A 313-nucleotide genomic window follows, 5' to 3' on the forward strand; every position below is an offset into this window, starting at 1 on the left:
TAGAATCAGCGTTATCCAGCCAAAAGGACACTTGACGCATAACCTAAAATATGCATCCGCTCGATCAGTTCCGTGCCTTCCTGACGCTGAAGGAGAAGGGTCAGTCCGAGGAGGAGATCGCCGCGACCTTCTTCGTCTCGGTCAATGTCGTCAAACAGCGGCTGAAGCTCGCTTCCGTCTCGCCGAAGCTGCTCGACATCTATGCCGAGGACGGCTTGTCTCTCGACCAGTTAATAGCGTTCACCGTGTCGGGTGACTATGAGCGCCAGGAGCAGGTATTCGAGCGCTTGCAGCAGTCCTATGACAAGCAGCC

The 313-nt window shown here is 55.3% G+C and carries 1 protein-coding gene; it reads left to right on the forward strand.

What is annotated here, in order from left to right:
* Positions 1-50: 50 nt before the first annotated feature.
* Positions 51-313: ParB/RepB/Spo0J family partition protein (locus V6766_RS25535; protein ID WP_448471039.1), on the forward strand; the 263-nt coding region annotated here is incomplete at its 3' end.

The sequence above is a fragment of the Martelella sp. AMO21009 genome, from assembly GCF_053484295.1.